General features: G+C 69.0%; 19 protein-coding genes. 5 read left to right on the top strand and 14 right to left on the bottom strand.

Annotation, left to right across the window (positions count from 1 at the left end; genetic code table 11):
- The first annotated feature begins 90 nt into the window (after positions 1 to 90).
- From E3T61_RS19030 to E3T61_RS19015, 4 genes are read left to right on the top strand one after another with little or no spacing between them, the layout of a single operon-like run.
- Positions 91 to 1,647, top strand: a complete 1,557-nt coding sequence (locus tag E3T61_RS19030) for a sugar transferase (protein WP_134642419.1) — start codon at positions 91 to 93, stop codon at positions 1,645 to 1,647.
- A 1-nt stretch (position 1,648) separates the two neighbouring features.
- On the top strand, positions 1,649 to 2,911 hold the full coding sequence (locus tag E3T61_RS19025; protein WP_241992687.1) for a DUF1972 domain-containing protein: 1,263 nt from the start codon (positions 1,649 to 1,651) through the stop codon (positions 2,909 to 2,911).
- Positions 2,908 to 3,861 (top strand): glycosyltransferase family 2 protein, encoded by a 954-nt coding sequence (locus tag E3T61_RS19020; protein WP_166793311.1) that lies wholly within the window; start codon positions 2,908 to 2,910, stop codon positions 3,859 to 3,861. Before E3T61_RS19025 ends, E3T61_RS19020 begins: the two co-directional genes overlap by 4 nt.
- Positions 3,861 to 4,928 (top strand): glycosyltransferase family protein, encoded by a 1,068-nt coding sequence (locus tag E3T61_RS19015; protein WP_134642417.1) that lies wholly within the window; start codon positions 3,861 to 3,863, stop codon positions 4,926 to 4,928. Before E3T61_RS19020 ends, E3T61_RS19015 begins: the two co-directional genes overlap by 1 nt.
- A gap of 83 nt (positions 4,929 to 5,011) precedes the next feature.
- Here E3T61_RS19015 and E3T61_RS19010 read toward each other — a convergent pair whose 3' ends face one another.
- The 14 genes from E3T61_RS19010 to E3T61_RS18945 form a co-directional block, all read right to left on the bottom strand.
- Complete coding sequence (locus E3T61_RS19010) at positions 5,012 to 5,722, bottom strand: hypothetical protein (protein WP_134642416.1); 711 nt, start codon at positions 5,720 to 5,722, stop codon at positions 5,012 to 5,014.
- 133 nt (positions 5,723 to 5,855) lie between these two features.
- On the bottom strand, positions 5,856 to 6,812 hold the full coding sequence (gene pip / locus E3T61_RS19005) for a prolyl aminopeptidase (protein ID WP_134642415.1): 957 nt from the start codon (positions 6,810 to 6,812) through the stop codon (positions 5,856 to 5,858).
- An 89-nt stretch (positions 6,813 to 6,901) separates the two neighbouring features.
- On the bottom strand, positions 6,902 to 7,729 hold the full coding sequence (locus tag E3T61_RS19000; protein ID WP_134642414.1) for an ABC transporter permease subunit: 828 nt from the start codon (positions 7,727 to 7,729) through the stop codon (positions 6,902 to 6,904).
- On the bottom strand, positions 7,726 to 8,688 hold the full coding sequence (locus tag E3T61_RS18995) for an ABC transporter ATP-binding protein (RefSeq protein ID WP_134642413.1): 963 nt from the start codon (positions 8,686 to 8,688) through the stop codon (positions 7,726 to 7,728). Before E3T61_RS18995 ends, E3T61_RS19000 begins: the two co-directional genes overlap by 4 nt.
- 186 nt (positions 8,689 to 8,874) lie before the next feature.
- A complete protein-coding gene (locus E3T61_RS18990) occupies positions 8,875 to 10,968 on the bottom strand; it encodes an acyl-CoA dehydrogenase family protein (protein ID WP_134642412.1) in 2,094 nt (697 codons plus the stop codon).
- Between the two features lie 290 nt (positions 10,969 to 11,258).
- Entirely contained in the window at positions 11,259 to 13,313 is a 2,055-nt protein-coding gene (gene recQ / locus E3T61_RS18985; protein ID WP_198418730.1) for a DNA helicase RecQ, read from the bottom strand.
- Between the two features lie 244 nt (positions 13,314 to 13,557).
- A complete protein-coding gene (locus E3T61_RS18980) occupies positions 13,558 to 14,991 on the bottom strand; it encodes a PepSY-associated TM helix domain-containing protein (RefSeq protein ID WP_134642411.1) in 1,434 nt (477 codons plus the stop codon).
- 27 nt (positions 14,992 to 15,018) lie between these two features.
- A complete protein-coding gene (locus E3T61_RS18975; RefSeq protein ID WP_134642410.1) occupies positions 15,019 to 16,242 on the bottom strand; it encodes a Dyp-type peroxidase in 1,224 nt (407 codons plus the stop codon).
- A complete protein-coding gene (locus E3T61_RS18970) occupies positions 16,242 to 16,802 on the bottom strand; it encodes a copper chaperone PCu(A)C (protein ID WP_241992686.1) in 561 nt (186 codons plus the stop codon). Before E3T61_RS18970 ends, E3T61_RS18975 begins: the two co-directional genes overlap by 1 nt.
- Positions 16,799 to 17,269, bottom strand: a complete 471-nt coding sequence (locus E3T61_RS18965; RefSeq protein WP_134642409.1) for a copper resistance CopC family protein — start codon at positions 17,267 to 17,269, stop codon at positions 16,799 to 16,801. Before E3T61_RS18965 ends, E3T61_RS18970 begins: the two co-directional genes overlap by 4 nt.
- A 273-nt stretch (positions 17,270 to 17,542) precedes the next feature.
- A complete protein-coding gene (locus E3T61_RS18960; RefSeq protein ID WP_134642408.1) occupies positions 17,543 to 18,157 on the bottom strand; it encodes a hypothetical protein in 615 nt (204 codons plus the stop codon).
- Between the two features lie 64 nt (positions 18,158 to 18,221).
- Entirely contained in the window at positions 18,222 to 18,866 is a 645-nt protein-coding gene (locus E3T61_RS18955; RefSeq protein WP_134642407.1) for a copper resistance CopC family protein, read from the bottom strand.
- Between the two features lie 8 nt (positions 18,867 to 18,874).
- Entirely contained in the window at positions 18,875 to 19,537 is a 663-nt protein-coding gene (locus tag E3T61_RS18950; RefSeq protein ID WP_134642406.1) for a YcnI family copper-binding membrane protein, read from the bottom strand.
- A gap of 127 nt (positions 19,538 to 19,664) precedes the next feature.
- A complete protein-coding gene (locus E3T61_RS18945) occupies positions 19,665 to 20,288 on the bottom strand; it encodes a hypothetical protein (RefSeq protein WP_134642405.1) in 624 nt (207 codons plus the stop codon).
- A gap of 100 nt (positions 20,289 to 20,388) precedes the next feature.
- Here E3T61_RS18945 and pstS point away from each other — a divergent pair, with 100 nt between their 5' ends.
- Positions 20,389 to 21,468 (top strand): phosphate ABC transporter substrate-binding protein PstS, encoded by a 1,080-nt coding sequence (pstS, locus tag E3T61_RS18940; protein WP_241992685.1) that lies wholly within the window; start codon positions 20,389 to 20,391, stop codon positions 21,466 to 21,468.
- Positions 21,469 to 21,518: the final 50 nt, after the last annotated feature.

Raw genomic sequence — 21,518 nt, 5'->3', positions numbered from 1 at the left:
TCGTCGACCCAGAAATACGCCCATGCCGACAACGGCAGGTGTCGACCGCGCTCGGCCTGCCCGGCCTCCGGCCGGAAGCGCCGGCCTCGGATGAGCACGCCGAAGCAGCAATCCGCCGGTGCCGGCGCTCTTGCGGGGGCCTACCGTGCCCCACTGCGCCTGGTCAGGACCACAGCCCCGGTCGCGCATGCCCCCATCGTTCCCGACGCTGCCGTCGGACTGTCCGGCGCGGCGTGGGCGCGAAGCTATCGCACCAAACTCCAACTCACGGATGCCGCGGTGATCATCACTGCCGTCGCCGGAGCCTTCCTGGCCCGGTTCGCCCTGGCGACCCCGATCACGACCGCCAGAGTACTCCCGCTCTCCACCTGGGCGATCATCGCCCTCGTGGTCGGCATCTGGATCGTCACGCTTTCAACCTTCCGGACCAGGGACCCCCGGGTTGTCGCGGTGGGAGCCACCGAATACAAGCTCGTGATCAACGCCAGCGCGCTCACCTTCGGCATGCTCGCCATCGCGTTCCTGCTGTTGCAGGTCGACACGGCCCGCGCCTACTTCGTCGTCGCCCTGCCGTTCGGGGTTGCCGCATTGGTCCTTGAGCGCTGGCTGTGGCGTAAGTGGTTGATCCGGCAGCGAAGGTTCGGCCATTACCTCGCCCGCGCCATCGTCGTCGGCGGCCGGGAGGACATCGAGTACGTCGTGCAGCAGATCAACGAGAAATCCGGCGCCGCCTACCAGGTGGTCGGCGCGGCGCTGGAGGGTGAGAACACGACGAGTGTGACCTCGGCCGGCCACCGGGTTCCCGTGGTGTCCGATTTCGCCCACGTCGCCGCCGCGGCGCAGTCGCTGGGAGTCGACGCCGTCATCGTCGCCGGGCATCCGAGCCTGGGAAGCACATTCATTCGCAACCTGGGCTGGGACCTCGAGAAGACGTCTGCCGAGCTCGTCCTGTCCAGTCGGTTGACCGATGTCGCCGGTCCCCGCATCCACTTCCGCCCGGTCGAGGGCCTACCCCTCATCCACGTGGAGATCCCCCAGTACGACGGTGCCAAGCATGTGCTCAAACGCGCGCTCGATATCACCCTCGGCGGCGCCGCCCTGCTCGTGATCAGCCCGCTCCTCGTTGTGATCGGCATCCTGGTCAAGCTGGACAGCCCCGGGCCGGTGCTCTTCCGGCAGGAACGGGTCGGACGAAACGGCCAGACCTTCCCCATGCTCAAGGTGCGCTCGATGGTGCGGACTGCCGAAGACGACCTGGCCGGGCTGCTGGATCAGAACGAGGGGTCCGGGGTGCTTTTCAAGATACGCAGCGACCCGCGCATCACCAGGGTCGGCCGTGTCCTGCGCAAGTACTCCCTGGACGAATTGCCACAGCTGTGGAACATCGTCGTCGGCCAGATGAGCCTGGTCGGGCCCCGCCCACCGTTGCCCGCCGAGGTGGAGAACTACGAGACGCACATGCACCGCCGGCTCTACATCAAGCCCGGTCTCACCGGCATGTGGCAGGTCAACGGACGCTCGAACCTCAGCTGGGAGGAGAGCGTCCGGCTCGACCTCTACTATGTGGAGAACTGGTCGCTTGCCGGCGACCTGATGATCATCTGGCGAACCGTGAAGATCGTCATCCGGCCCGAGGGGGCCTACTGAGATGGGAGCCCAGGACAGCTCCGATCCGGAGGCTCGTTCCAGTGTGCAGGCGTTGCGCATCGCGATGATCGGCACCCGCGGTGTGCCTGCCGCTTTCGGCGGGTTCGAGACCGCTGTCGAGGAGGTGGGTCGGCGACTGGTCGATCGCGGGCACGCCGTGACCGTCTACTGCCGTTCCCGCCGGTCAACGCCGGCCCCGGTTCCGCCGGACTCCATGCACCTGGGGATGCGACTCGTGCACCTGCCGGCAGCGCGGCTGGGGCACCTCGAAGCGCTCAGCCATACGGCGCTCTCGGTGCTGCACGCCAGCACCGGGGCGCGCCCGGACACCGCGTTCGTCTTCAACTCAGCGAACGCACCGTTCGTTCCGCTGCTGCGCAGACGCGGCATCCCGACCGGTGTGCACGTGGACGGGCTGGAGTGGAAGCGCGACAAATGGGGTGGCACGGCACGGCGCTACTATCGGTGGGCGGAGCAGCTGTCGGCGCGCTGCGCCGACGCCCTCATCGCCGATGCACCGGGGATCGTCGACTACTACCGCGCCGAGTTCGCAATCCCCACCGAACTGATCGGCTATGGCACCCACCTGCTGCAGAACCCACCGGCGACTCGCCTGGCCGAACTCGGGCTGACACCCAACGGGTACCACCTCGTCGTGGCCCGCTTCGAACCGGAGAACCACGTTGACGTCATCATCGACGGCTACCGGCGAAGCAGCGCCGCGCTGCCCCTGGTGGTGGTGGGCTCCGCCCCGAACCCGGGCGCGCACGCACGAAAGATCACTGCCCTCGCACACGACCCGCGCGTGCGATTGCTCGGCAAGCTGTGGGACCAGGACCAACTCGACCAGCTGTATGCACACTCGGTCAGCTATCTGCACGGTCATTCAGTTGGCGGGACGAACCCGTCGCTGCTGCGTGCGATGGGAGCCAGGACCGCCGCGATCGCCTGGGACGTCAGTTTCAACCGCGACGTTCTCGGCGTCTATGGAGCGTACTTCCACGACGCAGCGACACTCGCCGCACTGATCGAAGATGCCGAGCTGAACCCGCATCACACCCAGGAGGTCAGTGAGGCTCTGCAGCGCCGGGCCGCCTCCCGCTACAACTGGGGCCACGTCACCGACGGCTACGAAGACCTCGCCCGGCGCCTTGTCTCGGGGTACAGCACCCAGGGGTTGAGTCCGGGCCGGGCCGCTCGGTCACGATGGAAGGAATCCGACGGCGCACGCGGGCAGAGCACTGCGGCGCGAGGCACTCCGTGACGCCCCTGCCGCCTGACCTGGGCGTTGTGGTGGTCGCCTACGGGGACCCCGCGCTTCTCGAACGCAACCTCGTCGAACTCGGACGGCAGGTGCCGCTCCGGCGGGTCGTCATTGTCGACAATTTTTCCGGGCTCGCAGAGCGCGAGGCGACGACGGCAGTCTGCGAGCGGGAAGGCTGGACGTTGCTCGCCCCGGGGCTCGACCTCGGCTTCGCCGCCGCGGTGAATGCCGGAGTGCGCCTGCTGCGCTCGCGTGGGTGCCGGCTCCTGCTGGTGCTCGATCCGGCCGTGCGCATCGACGAGCCGGCGCTTTCCGCGCTGGCCCTGGACTGCGCCTCGAACCCCCAACGGCTGGTCAGCCCGCGCATTCTGCGCCCCAACGGCACTGTTTGGTTCGGCGGCGGCACCGTGGACATCCGTCGGGGCCTGACCCGTAACGGCGGCGCGGCCGACAGTGCCGCACCGGCCGGCTGGCTGAGCGGTGCCTGCCTGATGATCCACGCAGGCCTGTGGGACTGGTTGGATGGCTTCGACGAGAGCTACTTCCTGCACTGGGAAGATGTCGACCTGTCCTGGCGGTGCGTGGCCGCCGGCGGATCCCTGGCCGTTCGGGAGGACATCTGGGTCGTTCGCGAGGAATGCGGCCAGGGCCCCGCGCTGCGGGCGCCGTTGCAGGTCTATTCCGCCTGCCGAAATCGGCTGGCCTTCGCTGCACGGCACCTGAGCCGTCGGCATCTCATCCGCTGGCTTCTGCTCAGCCCGGTCTACGCGATGACGGTCCTGCGAAGCGGGACCGGTCGCGGTGCGGCCCGATCCGGCGCACCGCTCGTGGCTGCGGCAGTGCGTGGCACCGGGGCGGGCGCCGCCCTGGCCATCCGGACGCTCACCATTCCGCTGACCGGCTCTGGATCGTATCCACCCGTGACGGCGGCGAAATCAGCGGTTCATTGATGCGAGTCCTGCAGTCCTTCCGGACCGGCCAGGGCACCACCAACCCCTACCTCGTACAGCTCGGTGCCCAGCTGGGCCCGGAAACCGAGGTGCTCGGCTTCACCTGGCGCCGCGCCCTCGGCGTTCCCTATGATGTGTTCCACGTGCACTGGCCGGAGTCGTTGCTGCCCGGTTCTTCGTCGGCGCTGAGGAGGATGTTGTTCCGCGCCCTGCTGCTGAGGCTCTGGGCTCGCCGGCACCGGACAGCGGTCGTGCGAACCCTGCACGACGCCCACAGTCACCGGTCCGGCAGCCGGATCGACCGTGCCTTATTGGCACGGCTCGACCGGCGCACCGCCCTGTGGATCCGCCTCAACCCGGCCACACCCGTTCCGGACGGCGCTGTGGCCCGAACCATCGAGCACGGCGACTACAGGTACTGGTTCGACGAGGCCGGCGCCGCATCCTCGGTGCCGGGCCGGCTGCTCTACTCCGGGCTCATCCGTCCGCACAAGGGGGTTCCGGACCTGGTCCAGGCCTTCACCGCCCTCCCCTTCGGCCCCGATGGTGGGCCGATCTCCCTGCGTGTGGTCGGCACGCCCATCAGTACCGATATCGGCGCGGAGGTGCTGCTGGCCGCCCTGGACGACGACCGCGTCAGCGTCTCGCTGGGCCATCTCAGCGATTCCGAGCTGGCCGCGGAGATCGCCCAGGCGGAACTGGTCATCCTGCCCTACCAAGACCTATACGGATCGGAGGCTTCGGTGCTCGCGCTGTCGTTGGCCCGGCCGGTTCTGGTGCCGGCGAACGCCGCCACCCGCGCGCTGCGTGCCGAAGTAGGTCGAGGCTGGGTGTTCACCTACACCGGGGCGTTGACCGCCCGGATACTTGACGGCGCTCTCACCGAGTGCCGGGCAGAACGGGCGCACCGGGCCGAACGGCCGGATCTGTCGGCCCGGGCCTGGCCGCTCATCGCCGCCAAACACCGAGCAGCTTACGCAACCGCATTGCGACTGGTGAGAGGGACCGCAGGACCGTCCGTCCCCGGGCCCGAACCGGTGGACGCCGGCGGGCGTACCTATATATAGGTATACGTATCCAGGGCACTCGCATGCCCAATCGAGAGGTCCCCCGCGCGTCGGGTACAGGCTATGGGTGGCCGCTGCGCGTCCTAGCGGGGCACCGTACCCGCGAACACGACCCGCGGCGCGCCGACCGCATAGTCAACAACAACCCGTACCGACGACCGGTCCTCGGCCGGCACGGCGAACAGGTACAGGCCCGTGACCGTGGCCCCGGCGGGGACCCACTCGGGCAGCATGCCGCCGCGCGACTCGGGCAGGGCGGTCATCGGCAGCAGCTGGGTCCCCGCGTAGAGGCTCACGGCCGTGGACTCCAGGGACACCGTGTCGTTCGTGTCGTTCCGCAGGGTCACGGACAGGCGCAGCGCCGGCGCCACGGCAACACCCTCGCCCTCGCCCTCGCCAGGGTCGATGACGTCGACGGATCGGACTGCGCCGATCGTGAAGACCAGCCCGGGCACGGGAGCGACCTGCTCGGTCAGCGGAACCGATGGGAGCTCCACCAGCGGAGATTCCGCCGCGAACGGCTCCAGCGCCTCAGGCTCGGCACCGGCCGTCACCGAGGCCGACTCATCCGGTCCGAGCGGGTCTGGCGGCTCTGCTGCCCCGGACTCGCTGAGCGCCAGAGAGCCCAGCCTGGTCACGGCCGTGGCACCGGCCTCGGCGGACGTGCCGCCTGCCGTCAGCGACAGCGACGCGACGAAGAGGGCGATGGCGACTCCGCTGACGCCCAGCACACCGATCCCCTGCCACCGCTGCCGTCCGCGCGCGCCAGCGCTGCGGGCATCGGCTGGGCGCATAGTCGGGTTCCTACCGCTCGGGACGTTTCGGGATCAGCGAACCTGTCGGTGCGCTGGTCCTGCCATTTAGGCACGGTCCCGGCCTGCTGCCAAGGGCGGCCAGACAACACGGGCCGCCCAGATCCCGGCGTGGCTAGCCGGCGAAGCGGTCCGTCGCGTCGAGCAACGCGGCGCGGATGCCGGGCTCTTCGAACGAGTGGCCGGCATCCGGAATCATCTGGAAGTCGGCCTCCGGCCAGGCCTGGTGCAGCGCCCAGGCGGTGAATGCCGGCGTACACATGTCGTAGCGGCCCTGCACGATGACGCCGGGAATGTCCGTGAGCTTGGACGCGTCCCGGATCAGCTGTTCCGGCTCGAACCACCCCTTGTTCATGAAGTAGTGGTTTTCAATTCGCGCGAACGCCACGGCGAAGGACGGCTCGGTGAACCTCTCGATGGTCTCCGGCTGCTGCAGCAGTGTGATGGTGGAGGATTCCCAAGTGGACCAGGCGACGCCGGCGCGTTCCCGCACGGACTGGTCGGGATCGTGCAGCAGCCGGCTGTACGCCTCGATCAGGCGACCGCGCTGGTCGACCGGGACGGGGGCGATGAAGCCCTCCCAGAGGTCGGGGTAGATCGCCGCGGCGCCGCCCTCGTAGAACCAGTCCAGCTCGATGGGGCGCAGGGTGAAGATGCCCCGCAGCACGAGTTCGGTGACCTTCTCGGGGTGCGTCTCGGCGTAGGCCAGTCCCAGCGAGCTGCCCCAGGAGCCGCCGCAGACCAGCCAGCGGTCGATGCCGAGGTGCTCGCGGAGACGCTCGATATCGGCGACCAGGTGCCAGGTCGTGTTGCTCGACAGGTCCGCATCCGGTTCGCTGGCGTGCGGGGTGCTTCGGCCGCAGCCGCGCTGGTCGAAGAGCACGATGCGGTACTTCTCCGGGTCGAACACCCTCCGCTGGGTGGGGCTGGACGCGCCGCCGGGGCCGCCGTGCAGGTACACCGCCGGCTTGCCGTCCGGGTTGCCGGAGACCTCATAGTAGAGGGTATGGCCGTCGCCGACGTCGAGCATGCCGGTGTCGTACGGTTCGATCTCGGGGTAGAACTCTCTCATGCTTCGAGCCTACGGCCCGGGCCGGGGGCGTGACTCGAGGCTCGCGGCGCACATCCGACGGGGTGTGCGCCACAAGCAACCGCTGCGGCTCAGGCGTCCCGACGTTTGAGCAGCACCGCCGCACCTGCGAGCGAGACGGCTACCCATCCGAGCACGATGAGGATGTTCTGCCACGGCTCCATCGTGCCGGTCATGGCGAAGCTGTCCGTACCCGCATTGGAGAGGATGTAGGGCATCATGTCCGCCACCCATTCCGCCGGAATGAGCTGCAACACCGTGGGCAGCAGCAGGATGACACCGAGCGCGGCGGCGATACCGCCCGCGCTGCTGCGCAGGATCGTGCCGAGGCCGAGACTGAAGACCGCCACCAGTGAGAGATACAGCGCGGCGCTCATCAGCGGAAGGAACAGGTCCGGATCGGTCAGACTGGCCGAGATACCCTTGCCGGCCATGATGGGCGTGGCCACCAGGTACGAGCCGACAATGCTGACCAGTCCGATGATGTAGGTGCAGACGAACAACACGATGGCCTTGGCGGCCAGCACAGGCAGTCGGCGGGGAACCGCGGTGAGGCTGGACCGCACCATGCCCGTGCTGTATTCCCCGCTGATCGAGAGCACGCCGAGCACGGCGACGATGAGCTGGCCGAAGATGATCCCGAACGTGGAGACCTGGATCATCCAGCTCGCCTGATCGGACGCGGCGACCTGCCTGCCATCGAGGGTGAGGGTGCTCGACATCAGCAGCGCCAGGAGGAGCGAGATCACGATGACCGTGGCGTAGGACCAGATGGTGGAGCGCACAGAACGGAGTTTGATCCACTCGGAGCGCAGCAGGCCGGCGAGGCTGAGGGCGGAACCGGAGGCCACGAAGGTGGGGGTGGCGGCTGGTGCGGTGGAAGCCACTGTCGTGGTCATCGGACACTCTCCTGGAGGTCGGCCGTGCGGTGCTCAGCGGCGGGGTCATCGGCCGAACCGCCTGTGCGGTATTCGACGTCATTCTGGGTGAGGGCCATGTAGGCCTCCTCGAGGGACGCGCTGATGGGGGTGAGTTCGTGCAGCGCGATGCCGGCGCGGGCGGCCTGATTGCCGATCTCGGCTGCGGACAGGCCCACGATCTCGAGCAGGTCGTTCTCGGAGCGAGTCACGCTGACGTCGGGGCCGGGGAACAGCGCGGCCAGTTCCGGGGCGTACGGCGTACGTACCCGCACGGCCTTGCGGGTGGCGGCGCCGATGAGGTCGGCGACCGGGGCATCAGCGATGACCCGGCCGCGGCCGAGCACGATGAGATGGTCGGCGGTGACGGCCATTTCGCTCATGAGGTGCGAGGACAGCAGGATGGTGCGGCCTTCGCCGGCGAGGTGACGCACCAGATTGCGCACCCACTGCACACCCTCGGGGTCGAGTCCGTTGACGGGTTCGTCGAGGATCAGGGTGGCCGGGTCACCGAGCAGGGCCGCGGCGATACCGAGGCGCTGGCCCATGCCGAGCGAGAACCCGCCGACGCGCTTGCGGGCGACGGATTCGAGGCCGGTGAGCTCGATGACCTCCTTCACCCGGCTGGCCGGGATCGAGTGGGTGGCCGCCATGGCGAGCAGGTGGTTGTAGGCGCTGCGGCCGGTGTGGATGGCCTTGGCGTCGAGCAGCACACCGACCTCACGCAGGGGGGCCTTGTGCTCGCGGTACATTTTGCCGTTCACGGTGACCGAGCCGTGGCTGGGCCGGTCGAGGCCGACGATCATGCGCATGGTGGTGGATTTGCCTGCACCGTTCGGGCCCAGGAACCCGGTCACCCGACCCGGCTGCACGGTGAAGTCGACGGCATCGACGGCGGTCTTTCTTCCGTAGCGTTTGGTCAGGGACTGTGCCTGAATCATCCGGTTCCTCTTCCCATCGTCTGCGGGAAAGATGCATGCCGCATCGTCCCCCACAGACGAGAGTAGAGGCACCGGCTGGGCGCAGCATCCGTCGAGCGGATGGTTTTGCCGCTTCCGGCCTCATCCTCTCGTCCGACCCACCCCAGAATCCAGGGGGTGGGTGCACACAATCAGGCGCGAGACGGGTCAGGGGCGGCGGGCCGGCTTCTCGGGAACGGGGGCGCTGCCGGCGGCGCGCTGGTCGCGGTAGTACTGGCGGGCCTCGACCTGGCGTTCGCGCTCGGCGCCGGTGGCGATAGCTGCCCGGAGGTGTTCGGGGGCGTAGCCGAACGCGTTGACGAGGTCGAGCGCGTGCGGTCGCAGCCGGGCGATGATGCGGTCGATGTACGCGGTGACCGCCAGCGCCCGCTTGCCGGAGAGCCGCCCGTTGATGAGGTACCAGGCCGCGTGCTCCTCGATGAGCCGCAGCCCGAACAGGTCACGCAGCCAGGTGAGCACCTGCCGGGTGCCCACGTGCGTGGTGGTTTCCACCGCACGGGTGAATGCCTCCCACTGCAGCAGCTCCGCGTGGGCGCGGGCCGCCTCGATCAACTCGTTCTGGTGCGAGTTGAACAGGTCCGCCGCTTCCTTCTTGGGCAGCTTGTTGGCGTTTCGCAGCGACTGGGCGATACCGCCGATCATGGTCTCGACCCTGTCGGTGAGGAGGGCACGCTGGGTGGCTGTCTCGCGCAGCTGCCCGACGCTGCGGGCCGTGGAGCCGAGGTCGGCGACCGACTGGCCCAGGCGTCGCAGGCCCGAACCGTGGTAGGCCCGGCCGGCGGTCTGCTGCACGACGTACCGCGCCAGGGCCCCGGCGTCCGCGCCGGCGAACTTGCGGTTGTAGTCGGTGAGCAGCCGCTTGGCCACCAATTGCAGCAGCACGTTGTTGTCGCCCTCGAAGGTGGCGTACACGTCCAGGTCGGCGCGGAGGCCCACCAGCCGGTTCTCGGCGAGGAATCCGGCGCCGCCGCAGGCCTCGCGGGCCTCCTGGAGGGTGTCCAGGGCGTTCCAGGTGGACAGCGGTTTGAGCGCCGCCGCGAGGGTCTCCAGGTCCTGCCTGTCGACATCCGTGGCCGCGGCGCCGCTGAACACCTGGTCGAACTTGACCAGGAACTCGTCGTGCGCGAAGGTCTGCGCGTAGGCGGTGGCCAGACGCGGGATGAGCCGGCGCTGGTGCCGCTGGTAGTCGAGGATGACCTCCTCATCGGTGTCGCTGCCGGCCGTGAACTGGCGGCGTTCGCTGCCATAACGGATGGCGATGGTGAGCGCGAGCGCTGAGGCTTGGGTGGCGGCCCCGTCGAGGGACACCCGGCCCTGCACGAGGGTGCCGAGCATGGTGAAGAAGCGCCGACCGGGGCTGCCGATCGGGCTCGTGTAGCTGCCGTCAGCGGCGACATCGCCGTACCGGTTGAGGAGGTTGGTGCGCGGGACGCGCACCTGGTCGAAGTGCAGCCGACCGTTGTCGATGCCGTTCAGACCGCCCTTGAGGCCGTCGTCCTCGCCGCCGATGCCGGGCAGGAAGGCGCCGGACTCGCCCCGAAGGGGAACGTAGAAGGCGTGCACGCCGTGGTTGACGCCGAGGCTGATCAGCTGGGCGAAGACCACGGCGGCGATACCATCGTTGGCGGCGTTGCCGAGGTAGTCCTTCCAGGCGGCCCGGAACGGGGTGTGCAGAACGAAGTCGCCCGCCTCTACGTCGTAGGTCGCGGTGGTGCCGATGGCGGCGACATCCGACCCGTGGCCGGTCTCGGTCATCGCGAAAACACCGGGTACGTCGAGCGTCATGATGCCGGGCAGCCACTTCTCGTGGTGCACGGTGGTGCCCAGATGCAGCACCGCGGCGCCGAAGAGGCCCCACTGCACACCGGCCTTGATCTGCAGGCTCGGGTCGGCCGTGACGAGCTCCTCGAAGCCGGCGATGTTGCCGCCGTGGTCGTCTGAGCCGCCCAGCGAGCTCGGGAATGCGCGATGCACATGGCCGTTCTCGGCGAGGATCTTGAGTTGCCCCAGGACCCGCAAGCGGTGGTCGGCCATGGACTGGCCCTCGATGCGCTGCAGGTCGGGACGGGCGGTGAGCTCGCGGGCCTTCAGGCGCACGTCGGCCCAGGTGCCGAGCAGGGTGTGCTGCAGTGCGGGCAGGTCGATGCGCGGGGCATCCGGGTCCCCCGCGACCCGGACGGGCCCGGTATCGGTGTCGACCGCTGCGGGCCGGGGAGTGGGGCGCTGGGCAGTGTCAACCATCATTGGTCCTTACGTCTACGCGCGGCTGGGGAGTGTTCGACCACGTTAGGTCGAGCCGCTCTGCTACGGAAATAGTGCGTGACGGGGCTACAAAGGCGGGTGCGGCGCCGCGGCCTCGGACTGTAGCTCTTCTACAAGTCGACGGTGCGTTCACCTGCGATGGGCGACAAAGTCTCGCTCGGAAGCATCACAGGACATCGTGAGATTACGGGGATGCTTTTTGCGAATCGTGTCCCAGAAGACTCACTATCTCCTGAGAAACACACCCCGAGTCGGACGATCGGGCCAGGTCAGGCGTTCGCGGCGACGACCTCGAGCAGGGCCTCACCGTAGGACTCGAGCTTCTTGGCGCCGACACCGGTGATGCCGTCGAGGTCGGCCAGGGTGCGCGGCTTCGCCGCCGCGACGGCCACCAGGGTGGCATCGCCGAAGACGACATAGGCGGGAACGCCCTGCTCTCGGGAGGTGGTGCTGCGCCAGGCGCGCAGGGCCTGGAACAGTGTTTCCTGCTCGGGGCTGAGCTCGGCGAGGCCGGCCTTGGCGGTGGCGGCGCGGGCGGCGGGGGTGCGCTTGACGGGCCGGTCGGGTTCGCTGCGCAGCTGCACGGCACGGTTGCCGGCGAGCACCTCGGCGGCCGCCTCGGTGAGGATCAGGGTGCCGTATTCGCCGGAGGTGGCGATGAAGCCCTGGGCGAGCAGCTGCCGCACCACACCACGCCACTGCTGGTCGGTGAGATCGGAGCCGATGCCCCAGGTGGCGAGCTGGTCGTGGCTGTGCTGGGTGGTGCGCGGGGTGGTCTTGCCGCGCAGGATGTCGATGAGCTGGCCGGCGCCGAAACGCTGGTTGCGCTCGCGCAGCAGGCGCACGATCGTGGAGAGCAGCTTCTGGGCGGGCACGGTGCCATCCCAGGCCTCGGGCGGGGTGAGGCAGGTGTCGCAGTTGCCGCAGGGCTCGCTGGGCTGGCCGAAGTAGCGCAGCAGGTTGACCCGGCGGCAGTGCACGGTCTCGCAGAGGGCGAGCATGGCGTCGAGGTGGGCGCTCATCTTGCGCCGGTGCGCCAGGTCGCCGGGCGACTCGTCGATCATGCGACGCTGCTGCACGACGTCCTGCAGGCCGTAGGCCAGCCATCCGGTGGACGGCAGCCCGTCACGGCCGGCGCGGCCGGTCTCCTGGTAGTAGCCCTCCACGGACTTGGGCAGGTCGATGTGGGCGACGAAGCGCACATCCGGCTTGTCGATGCCCATGCCGAACGCGATGGTGGCGACGATGATGACGCCCTCCTCGCGGAGGAACCTGGACTGCGTGCGGGCGCGCAGACCCTGGTCGAGGCCCGCGTGGTACGGGTAGGCGTTCAGGCCGTTGGCGCGCAGGAACTCCGCGGTCTGCTCGACGGTCTTGCGGCTGAGCGCGTAGACGATGCCGGCGTCGGTGGGGTGCTCAGTCTTGATGAAGCTGAGCAGCTGCTTGCGCGGCTCGTTCTTGCCGACGATGCGGTACTGGATGTTGGGCCGGTCGAAGCTGGCGACGAAGTGCTGCGCTTCACCCATCTGCAGGCGCTCGGTGAGTTCCTTGTGGGTGGCATCGGTGGCCGTGGCGGTGAGCGCGATGCGCGGCACGTCGGGCCAGCGGTCGGCGAGCTCGGATAGCGCGAGGTAGTCGGGGCGGAAGTCGTGGCCCCACTGGGAGACACAGTGCGCCTCGTCGATGGCGAACAGGGCGATGGTGCCGCGATCGAGGAACCGTTTGGTGGCCTCGTTGCTCAGCCGCTCGGGGGCGACGTAGAGCAGGTCGAGGTTGCCGGCGAGGTAGTCCCGTTCGACCTGGCTGCGCGCGGCGGAGTCCTGGCTGGAATTGAGGAACGCGGCGCGCACGCCGACGAGGGTGAGCGCATCCACCTGGTCTTGCATGAGCGCGATCAGCGGGGAGATGACGATGCCGGTGCCCTCGCGAACGAGCGACGGGATCTGGTAGCAGAGGCTCTTGCCGCCACCGGTGGGCATCAGCACGACGGCGTCGCCGCCGCCGATGAGCTGGTCGATGATCTGCGCCTGCTCGCCACGGAACGAGTCGTAGCCGAAGACGGTGTGCAGGGCCTCGGCGGCGGTTGCGAACTTGGCGGTCGCGCGCTTGGGCGGCGGCGGGGCGAGCAACGTGGCGCCTCCGGCGGGCGGGGCGTAGTCGCCGAAGTCGACCGGGCCGGCACCGGCGGGGGCGGATGCTCCCTGCCGGGTGGTGGGCAGAGCGGAGCCGCCCTGACCGTGAGGGTCGGGGGGCGGTGGGGCATCGAAGTCGTCCGGTGGCTCGAACTCGTCAGGATCCCACGGTATCTCGGCGTTCCAACTCACCCGCCAACTCTACCCGCGCCCGCCGACCCCGCCGGGCTCGGCGGGAATTGTGGACGGAACCCGCGGTCGGTCCGACCCGCGAAAGCGGTGAAGTGGTCACCTCCCGACGGGGAAGCAACCATTGCACCGCTTTCGCGGAACGCCGCTCTCGCGAAAGCGGTGATGTGGTTGCCTCAGTGCGCTGAGGTGACCGTTGCGCCGCTTTCGCGAGATGGGCGCGAGATGGTGCTGGGTGGGGTTGGGGTCAGTTCGGGGTGCTCCGAGGAGTGCGCAGGCTCAACACCGCGTCGACCACGATGAAGACCAGCAGGCTGATGCCCACCAGCGGGAAGAACAGGCCCACCACGAGTGCGCCGGCCATCACCGCCAGCACACCCCACCAGGGGGCACCGGCGAGAGCGCCGGCCGGAGCGGGCCGGCCCATTTTCGCCCCGCCGCGGGTGGGGCGACGCTTCCACCACATCAGGTACCCCCAGCTCACCATCGCGGCCAGGCCGAGGGCCGTGGCCAGGAGAACGAGCTGGTTGGCCAGGCCGAACATGGTGCCCATGTGGGTGTCGATGCCCCAGCGGGTGAGCTTGGCGGCCAGGTTGAAGTCGGCGAAGTCGACCCTGTCGGTGACCTGGAGGGTCGCACCGTCCACGGCAACCGAGTCCACCTCGGTGGGGAAGCTGCGCTGGATCTCCTGCACCACCCAGGCCTGGCCCGCGGCGGCAGGCGGCCGGATCTCCACCAACCCGGTGTTCACGTTCACGGTCTGGGAGACGGCGAGGACGGCGTCGAAGGTCGCCGGCTCGATGGCGGCCGTGGACGCCGAGGCGGTGCCGTGCCCCGCGTGCTCATCGGTGGGCGCGGCGGCCGCCTCGCCGAGGTCCGTCGAGATCGACGGGGTGCCGAGGTTGAAGGCCGCACGCAGCTCCGACACGTTCGCTCCGGCGTACTGCGACCAGGTGATGCCAGTGGCCGAAAGGAACAGGGCGCCAACCAGGAGCCATATGCCGGTCGAGGCATGCCAGCTGAACAGGCGCCGGTAGCCGGGGACTGAGTTGTTGGGGCGTAGCAGGTCTTTCTTGGCCCGCACCTTGCGGATGCGGATGACCCACATTGCCCCGCCCGCCAGAACCACCACGCCGAGCCAGCTGGCGGCGAGTTCACTGTAGAGGCGGCCGATGTCGCCCAGGTGCAGATTGCGGTGGAACTGGTCGATCCAGGTGCGCAGCGGCAGGACCCCGCTGGTGCCGTATGCGGTGAGGTCGCCCCGGACTTCTGCGGTGGCGGGGTCGACGAAGATGGCGCGGGTCTCGCTCTCGCCGAGCCCGTCGCCGGTGAACATGACCCGGGTGGTGTCGCCGTTGTTCGGTGCCGGGCGCACGGCCACGAGGGCACCCTCGTCGCCGACCACGGCCTGGGCAGCGTCGATCTGGTCGGCCAGGGGCAGGGTGGTGGCAGACTCCGGCGCGCGCAGTTCGTGCGCGTAGATCACCTGTTCGAGCTGTGGCGTGGCCGCGTAGAGCGCGCCGCTGAGCGCGGCGACGAGAATGAACGGGCCGATCAGGATGCCCGCATAGAAGTGCAGGCGCAGAAGGAAGGCCCCGAACCAGGGTTGCTTCCGTGGCGGGGTTCCCGGCTGGTCCGGGGTGGGCGGCGGAGTGTCTTCGGTGATGAGGATGGTGGTCATCAGGTGTCCTTGGGGTTGCGGAGAGGGTTAGATGAGGGTGTCGCCGATGTAGCCGGAGCTGGTGCAACCGGGCGGGATGGCAAAGACGGCGGAGCCGATCGGGGTGATCCACTCATTGAGCAGGTCGAGGGCGTCGAGGCGCTTCTGGATCGGCACGAACTGGGCATCGACATCCGCCTGGAACGACACGAAGAGCAACCCGGAGTTGGAGACCGAGCCGCCGGCCGGCGGCTCGTCATAGTTGTAGCCGCGGCGGAAGATGCGTTCGCCAGGGTCCTCCGAGCGGGCGCGGCGGATGTGCGAGTACTCGGGGATGACCGGGAAACCGATCGCCGTGGTGGCGGCGAAATCAGGTTCGTCGGATTCCTTCGTGCCCGTCAGCGGTGCGCCGACGGCGAGGGTGCGGCCGACGGCGGACTCCCGTCCGCCGCGGTCGAGCTTGTCCCACTTGTCGAGGTCCATCGTTATGCGCCTGAGCACCAGACTGGTGCCGCCGGCGAGCCAGGCCGGCGACGAGCTACCCCAGACCAGCTTCTCGAAGTCCGCGCTGCCCGGCATGAGGTTGACGGTGCCGTCGACCTGACCGAAGAGGTTGCGCATCGTGGTGCCCGGCTTCTCCGAGCCCGGCGCCCGGCGAAAGCCCGTCTGGGTCCAGCGCAGGCTGGCGAAGGACCTGGTGTCTTTCAGGAGCATCCGGGTGGCGTGAGCCACCGTGAGCTGGTCGTCGGCGGCGATCTGGATGAGCAGGTCGCCGCCGCTCCACGCATCCTCGAGGCGGTCGACGGTGAAGGCCGGCAGCGGTCGCAGCCACCCCGGTGCCGGCTGGGCAGTGCGCGCGACAAGGCCCGGCCCGAACCCGAAGGTGACGGTGAGCCGGGCCGGCACGAGCGCGAGTTCGGGTTCGGAGTCCGCCAATGCGCTCTCGCCCTGGGTCAGCTGGGCGGCGTCCCCGGTGAGGATCCGCATCATCCGTTTCACGGCGGCCGCGTCGACGGAGTCGTGCAGGTCGAGGGCGAGGTAGGTCACCTGCGCCTGCGGCACTGTCTCGATACCGGCCTGGTGCACGCCGAAAAACGGCACTGTGCGACTTCCGTTGAGGTCGACGGCGGCGGCCGGTGACTGGCCGCCGGTTTGGGTGACCGCGGCCGCGACACCGACCGAGGCGGCCGCGCCGAGCCCGGCGGCGGCACCACCCAGGAGCAGGTGCCGCCGGCTGACCCGACGATCAGCGGGGTGCTGATCGTTGCGCATCAGTTCGCCGAGTCCGATTCCATGTCCATGTCCATGTCGCCTTCGTAGGTCTCGTTCGCTCCGGTGTAGTCCTTCGCCGGGGCGGTGAAGTCGTAGCTGGACCCGTCGGACAGGGTGAGCGTGAAGGTGGCGTCATCCCCGGCGACCAGCGGCGCGGTGAGGCCCATCAACATGATGTGGTTGCCGCCGGGGGCCAGCTCGAGGGATGCGCCGGCGGGAATGACGAAGCCGCCCTTCTTGGCTTGCATAACCATGTCACCGGAGTCGTTCTCCACGGTCTCGTGCAGCTCGATCATGGTCGAGGCCGGGGACTCGGCGGAGACCACTGTGATGTCGGTGTCGCCGGTGTTCTCGAGGGTGCCGAAGGCCGCTGACATGCCGTCGTCGGCCGCCTTGACCCAGGCGTCCTCGATGGTGATCGAATCGGCGGCGGATGCGCTGGCGGTGGGCGTTGCCGGCTCGGCCGCCGCCGCGCAGCCGGTGGCCGCGAAGAGCGTGGTCACGGCCAGCAGCAGCATGGTGGGCAGGGTCTTGGTCTTGGTGGTGAACGCTGTGTTCATGTGGTGGGTCTCTTTCTGAGAGTGAGGATGAGGACGAAGATGAGGAACCCGGCGACGGCGCCGCCGAGTCCGATCAGGATGAATGGCGGGCCGGTGACGGCGTTCCGGCCGGCGTCGGAGTCCGTGGCTGCCTGGAGTGCCGGCGTCGAGGAAGGTGAGGCCGACGCGGCCGGTACGGCAGCGCTCACCTCGCCGAGCGCGAAATCGAACGTGCCGGAGATCGGATGGCCGTCCGCCGAGACGACGCGCCACCGAACCTGGTAGCGCCCGTCGGCGAGGTCACCGGTCACGCCCTGACTGACCGAGCTCCCGTCGATGCGCACGTCGCCCGCCGCCCAGTCAGTGCCGGCCGTATCGACGATCAGGATCGTGGCCCCGAGGTCGAGTACGGCGTCGGAGAACACCATGCTCACCTCGGTGGGTGCGACGTCGAGATGTTCTTGTGAGGCTGGCGCCGTGGACAGCACCTGGTCGTGTGCGCTCGCCGATAGGGGGGGTCGCCGCGACGATCAGCGCTCCGGCCAGGAGGCCGAACAGTGTCAGTGCTGCCCGGCGAGATGGGGTGAATCTGGACATGCGTCTGCTCCAAGGGTCGTTCGGGAACCGGACTGGGTCGACAACACGAATGCCGTCGGCAGGCAACGCCCGGGCCGGCGGGCAGCGGGCGGAGAGGGCCGGCGCGGGACGAGGACGCCACCGCGGCGGGACTATCGGATCAGCGGGGCTGTTCCGGTCGGGGGTCAGACCAGCGCCGGCGGTCCGCGGAGCGATCGCCCCGCCCGCAGCACGACGAGGTCCCGAAGCGGCGGACGGTCACCGAGCGCGACACGCAGCCGGACCGGTGCGGCCGAGGTGGGGCAGGCCGTGTGGACGAACGGCGGGAAAACGGCACCGAGAGCGGTGCGGGCCAGGCCCAGCAACGCCCAGAATGCGCGCTCTCCCCGGCGGAGCAGGACGATGGTGATCACTGCAGCGACCGCATGTGCGAGCCACATCGACGTGTCGATGTTCATTGCCTGGGCAGAGCCGCCCGGCGCGGTCATCTCGACCATCATGGCTCCGTGCTGGTGTCCTGAGCCGGGGCCGGTCATAGATCTCGGCGCCGAACCGGCGCCCAGCCCGAACAGGCTATGGAACGCGAACTGGCTGACCATCACGGACACCGACAGCCGCAGCCTGGATAGTGTCTTGCCGGCCAGGGCCACACTGGCCAGCCCTGCGAAGGTGAGTGCGAGCACCGCGCCGAGGGAACCGGGAAGCGTGCCGCCGCCTCCGACATGCGAGACGGCGGCGACGACGACCGAGACGACAGCGGTGACCCAGCCGCGAGCGAGCCGCGCCCATCTGGTATCCATCTGCGTCTCCTGGGGAGGTGGGATCCGGCCCGGTCGTCGACCGGCGGGGCGTGCGGGTGCGGTGTCAGTCGGTGGGGCGCTTGCGCAAGAACAGCAGGGTCAGACCGATCGCGGCGAGGATCGCCACGAGGGCTCCCCCTATCCAGAGCAGGTCGGTGCCGCTGACGGCCGTGCCGCCGGTGCCGGCAGAGTCGGAGGCCGCATCCGTGTCGGCAGCGGCAGCGCCGGCGCCCGCGCTTGCGCACGTCGGTGCCGTGGCGGACCCCTCGTCGAGCACCTGGCTCGCGTCGGGCTGCCAGGTGAAGGTGAAGGAATCCGAGATGGAGTGTCCATCGGTGGACACCGTCTGCCACACCACCGTGTACTCCCCCGGCTGGCCCAGTTGCACCTCGGCTTGAAGGTTCGGCCCGGATACCGTGGCGCACCCGTCGCCGTAATATCGCGGCGCATCCGTCGGCCCGCTGACCTGCATGGCACTGCCGGCGCCCTCACCCGAGAGATCGAGCAGGTTGTCATTGGTGGTGACGGTGACCACCCCGGGCTGTTCGGTCACGACCGAACCAGCCTCCGGTGAGGTGCTGACGACGTAGTTGTGCGCGAACGCCGGGACGGCGGACCAGCCCAGCGTCGCGACGACAAGCGCGACTCCGGCCAACGCCGAACGCCTCAGTGTCGTGGCGGTCCGGCGGCTGTCGCGACGGCGTGACATCGGGATGCCTACGCCGCGTTCTTGCGACGGGCGGCAACGGCCACGACCAGGCCGACGGCGCCGACGATGAGGCCGCCGATACCGAGGAGCCGGGCGAGGATGTCATCGGTCGCGGCGGGCGTGGTTGCCATGGCAGCGTCGGCGTCGACCTCTTCCGCGGCACCGTGGTCGTGGCCGGATTCGGCGCTGGCCTCGGTGACGGTGAGCGACGGTGCCGGGTGCGCCGGTTCGGCCTCGCCTTCGACGACGGGCTCTGCCCAGTCGGTCTCGCCGACCTCACAGGACTGCAGCACGGGGAAGGCGAGGGTGTCGCCGACTGCCGCATCGGCGGGAATCTGCAGGCTGAGCACGAAGGTGGTGCGCAGCCCGTCGGCCAGCGGGGTCTGGGCGGCGTAGCTGACCTGGCCGTCGGTCAAGGGAGTGACGTCCCAGCCGGGATTGACCGTCGGGCTGACGCTCGTGATGGTGTCGGGAATGTCGATGGTGATGCCGGTGGTGGAGGAGCCGTCGCAGCCGTGGCCGACGGAGAAGGTGAGCAGGCTGTAGGAGCCGGCGGCGGTCGAGGACGGTTCGACGTCAACGTGGGCGCTGGCGGCCAGCGGGGCCGAGAGAGCGAGCAGGCCGGCGCCGAGGAGTGTGGTGGCGGCGAAGACGGGCGTGGAGAGCTTCATGGTGAGTCCTTGGGATCGTGGCTGGTCGAAACGAGTGCCGCCCACAGAAACTCAGGGCAGGCAGAAACCGGTTCGACACTGAGGTCGACAAATAAAAGGTGCGGTACGGGCCAGGCGTGAGGAAACCTCAGGCGATGAGCTGCACCGGCGGGCCACGATGGCGCATGGGACTGAGCAGGACAAGAAGATCGCGCGGCGGCAGGAAGGTGGACTGCGCCGGGATGCTGCGGGGGATGTTGGGGATCGGCGTGAGGACGATGACCTTCACGAGTGCCGTCAGTGCAACCGTCGCCGTGGTGAACAGACCCCAGAACGCCCGCTCGCCGTAGCGCAGCGCGACCACGGTCACCACCGCGGCGAGGACGTGGGCGAGAGTCATCATCAGCCCGTGATCGCCGGCGCTCATGGCTTCCGACGGGCCGGCGGCCGGCATCAGCTGCACGGACTGGCCGGCGGCGTGCGCGTGAGTGATCGACGCATCGGTGGCCGCCAGGCGGCCGCCCGAACCGCCGAACGAAAACAGGCCGTGGAAGATCAACTGGCTGACCAGCACCGCAACCGTCAGCCGCCAAGTGGAGAGGCTGCGCCCCGCAAGGGCTATCGACACGATTCCCGCGAACGCCAGGGAAACCACCACGGCGAGCAGGCCGGGCACTGCACCGCCGCCGACGGTGTGCGAGAGCGCGGCGACGAAGGTGGAGAAGGCCGCAACGATCCACCCACGGGCAAAGCGCGCCCAGCGTGTGGTCATGGTTCTCCCTCTAATACGGTGCATCGAATCTATCAGGACGAGGCATTCAGGCGGGACCCAGGGGAACGCGGAGTCCGGGTCAGGCAGAATGGGAACCGTGATGGCAACAAACAGGTACCCGGCAATGTTCTTTGGCACCGGAGTCGCGGTGGCCGCTCTGCTCCTATCGGGCTGCGCCGCCAACGAGTCCGGCGACCAGACAAGCGCTCTGTCCGGCACCCTCGACGGTGCCGGGTCGAGCGCACAAGCCTCGGCCGAAGACGTCTGGATATCCCAGTTCCAGCGGACCAACGCCAGCGTGACGATCAACTACGACCCGACCGGTTCCGGAGCGGGCCGGGAACAGTTCATCGGCGGCGGCGTCGACTTCGCCGGGTCGGACTCCGCCCTCAGCGACGAGGAACTGGCCGGCGAGTTCGCGGCCTGCGCACCAGGCTCCGCCGCCATCGACCTGCCCGTCTACGTGTCGCCGCTGGTGCTGGTGTACAACGTGGACGGTGTGGACTCACTGCGTCTGGATCCGGCGTCAATCGCGAAGATCTTCTCCGGTGCGATCACGCGGTGGAACGACCCCGCCCTCGCGGCACTGAATCCCGATGCCACGCTGCCGGACGAACAGATCTCCGCCGTGCACCGCTCGGACGACTCGGGCACCACGAAGAACTTCGCCGACTACCTGTACCAGAACGTTCCCGACATCTGGACGAACGAACCCGCTGACGCGTTCCCGTACGCCGGCGAGGGCGCCCAGGGCAACTCCGGCGTCGTGAGCGCCGTCGCCAACGGCAACAACACCATCGGCTACGCGGATGCGTCGCGGGTGGGCGACCTGGACGTCGCGGCGTTGCAGGTGGGCGACGAGTTCGTGGACTACTCCACCGAGGCCGCCGCGGCCATCATCGACGCGTCCCCCCTGGTGGAGCGGGACAACCCCAACGACCTGGTGGTGGACGTCGACCGGACCTCCACGACCTCTGGCGTGTACCCGCTGGTGCTGGTGAGCTACCTGATCGCCTGCGAGGAATACCCCGACACCGACCAGGCCGAACTGGTATCGACCTACCTCGGCTACGTGGCCAGCCCCGAGGGTCAGGCCGCCGCCGCCGAGAGCGCCGGTTCGGCTCCGCTGTCGGCTGAGTTCTCTGACCGGGTACTCGAGGCCGTCGGCAGCATCCGCTAGCCCCAGGCATCACGCGAACTGTGAGCTTTGCACCCAAAATGTGCCGGTTA

Origin of the sequence: Cryobacterium lactosi (genome assembly GCF_004403945.1) — a bacterium.
GTDB classification, from domain to species: Bacteria; Actinomycetota; Actinomycetes; order Actinomycetales; family Microbacteriaceae; genus Cryobacterium; species Cryobacterium lactosi.
The sequence above is the reverse complement of the archived record's forward strand: the minus strand, read 5'-3'. Positions and strand labels throughout refer to the sequence as shown.

Excerpts from the sequence above, each read along its gene's own strand:
- E3T61_RS19000 (WP_134642414.1), bottom strand. The coding sequence starts at position 7,729 with ATGACCACGACAGTGGCTTCCACCGCACCAGCCGCCACCCCCACCTTC.
- E3T61_RS19015 (WP_134642417.1), top strand. The coding sequence starts at position 3,861 with ATGCGAGTCCTGCAGTCCTTCCGGACCGGCCAGGGCACCACCAACCCC.
- E3T61_RS18945 (WP_134642405.1), bottom strand. The coding sequence starts at position 20,288 with ATGACCACACGCTGGGCGCGCTTTGCCCGTGGGTGGATCGTTGCGGCC.
- E3T61_RS18960 (WP_134642408.1), bottom strand. The coding sequence starts at position 18,157 with ATGGATACCAGATGGGCGCGGCTCGCTCGCGGCTGGGTCACCGCTGTC.
- E3T61_RS18980 (WP_134642411.1), bottom strand. The coding sequence starts at position 14,991 with ATGACCACCATCCTCATCACCGAAGACACTCCGCCGCCCACCCCGGAC.
- E3T61_RS19025 (WP_241992687.1), top strand. The coding sequence starts at position 1,649 with ATGGGAGCCCAGGACAGCTCCGATCCGGAGGCTCGTTCCAGTGTGCAG.
- E3T61_RS19030 (WP_134642419.1), top strand. The coding sequence starts at position 91 with ATGAGCACGCCGAAGCAGCAATCCGCCGGTGCCGGCGCTCTTGCGGGG.
- pip (WP_134642415.1), bottom strand. The coding sequence starts at position 6,812 with ATGAGAGAGTTCTACCCCGAGATCGAACCGTACGACACCGGCATGCTC.
- E3T61_RS18950 (WP_134642406.1), bottom strand. The coding sequence starts at position 19,537 with ATGAAGCTCTCCACGCCCGTCTTCGCCGCCACCACACTCCTCGGCGCC.
- E3T61_RS18970 (WP_241992686.1), bottom strand. The coding sequence starts at position 16,802 with ATGAACACAGCGTTCACCACCAAGACCAAGACCCTGCCCACCATGCTG.
- pstS (WP_241992685.1), top strand. The coding sequence starts at position 20,389 with ATGGCAACAAACAGGTACCCGGCAATGTTCTTTGGCACCGGAGTCGCG.
- E3T61_RS19010 (WP_134642416.1), bottom strand. The coding sequence starts at position 5,722 with ATGCGCCCAGCCGATGCCCGCAGCGCTGGCGCGCGCGGACGGCAGCGG.
- E3T61_RS18990 (WP_134642412.1), bottom strand. The coding sequence starts at position 10,968 with ATGGTTGACACTGCCCAGCGCCCCACTCCCCGGCCCGCAGCGGTCGAC.
- E3T61_RS18955 (WP_134642407.1), bottom strand. The coding sequence starts at position 18,866 with ATGTCACGCCGTCGCGACAGCCGCCGGACCGCCACGACACTGAGGCGT.
- E3T61_RS18975 (WP_134642410.1), bottom strand. The coding sequence starts at position 16,242 with ATGCGCAACGATCAGCACCCCGCTGATCGTCGGGTCAGCCGGCGGCAC.
- E3T61_RS18995 (WP_134642413.1), bottom strand. The coding sequence starts at position 8,688 with ATGATTCAGGCACAGTCCCTGACCAAACGCTACGGAAGAAAGACCGCC.